We start from the raw sequence: 1206 nt of genomic DNA, 5'->3' as shown, positions 1-1206 counted from the left end.
CTATGGCAAAGGCAAAGTTTGAACGGAACAAACCGCACGTTAACGTTGGCACGATCGGGCACGTTGACCATGGCAAGACGACGCTGACGGCGGCGATCACGAAATATTTCGGCGAGTTCAAGGCCTATGACCAGATCGACGCGGCGCCGGAAGAGCGGGCGCGCGGGATCACGATCTCGACCGCGCACGTGGAATACGAGACCGCGAACCGTCACTATGCCCACGTCGACTGCCCCGGCCACGCCGACTATGTGAAGAACATGATCACCGGTGCCGCCCAGATGGACGGCGGGATCCTCGTCTGCGCGGCCTCGGACGGCCCGATGCCGCAGACGCGCGAGCATATCCTTCTGGCCCGCCAGGTCGGCGTTCCCGCACTCGTCGTCTACATGAACAAGATCGACCTTGTGGATGACGAGGAACTGGTCGAGCTGGTGGAAATGGAACTGCGCGAGCTGCTGAGCTCGTACGAATTCCCCGGCGACGACATCCCGATCATCAAGGGGTCGGCGCACAAGGCGCTGATCGGCGAGAGCCCCGAGATCGGCGAGACGTCGATCCGCGCGCTGATGGATGCGGTCGACAGCTACATCCCGACGCCCGACCGTCCGATCGACCAGCCGTTCCTGATGCCGATCGAGGACGTGTTCTCGATCTCGGGCCGCGGCACGGTCGTGACCGGCCGTGTCGAGCGCGGCGTGATCAACGTCGGCGACGAGGTTGAGATCGTGGGCATCCGCGCGACGCAGAAATCGACCTGCACCGGGGTCGAGATGTTCCGCAAGCTGCTCGACCGCGGCGAGGCGGGCGACAACGTGGGCGTCCTTCTGCGCGGCATCGACCGTGACGGCGTCGAGCGCGGCCAGGTCCTGTGCAAGCCGAAATCGGTCAACCCGCACACGAACTTCGAGGCCGAGGCCTATATCCTGACCAAGGAAGAAGGCGGCCGCCACACGCCGTTCTTCGCCAACTACCGTCCGCAGTTCTACTTCCGCACCACGGACGTGACGGGCACGGTGAAGCTGCCGGAAGGCACCGAGATGGTGATGCCGGGCGACAACCTGAAGTTCGAGGTCGAGCTGATCGCGCCGATCGCGATGGAAGAGAAGCTCCGCTTCGCCATCCGCGAAGGCGGCCGCACCGTCGGCGCCGGCGTCGTCTCGAAAATCCTGAAGTAAGTCGGGACATCGGATACCGGACGGGGCC

General features: G+C 64.3%; 1 protein-coding gene. It reads left to right on the top strand.

Translation table 11 applies throughout. The annotated features are described in order from the left end of the window. The first annotated feature begins 2 nt into the window (after positions 1–2). Entirely contained in the window at positions 3–1178 is a 1176-nt protein-coding gene (gene tuf, locus P0645_RS19220) for an elongation factor Tu (RefSeq protein ID WP_284166166.1), read from the top strand. Positions 1179–1206: the final 28 nt, after the last annotated feature.

This window comes from Frigidibacter sp. SD6-1, from assembly GCF_030143255.1.
Taxonomy (GTDB): domain Bacteria; phylum Pseudomonadota; class Alphaproteobacteria; order Rhodobacterales; family Rhodobacteraceae; genus TMP-24.
The sequence above is the reverse complement of the archived record's forward strand: the minus strand, read 5'-3'. Positions and strand labels throughout refer to the sequence as shown.

Excerpts from the sequence above, each read along its gene's own strand:
- tuf (WP_284166166.1), top strand. The coding sequence starts at position 3 with ATGGCAAAGGCAAAGTTTGAACGGAACAAACCGCACGTTAACGTTGGC.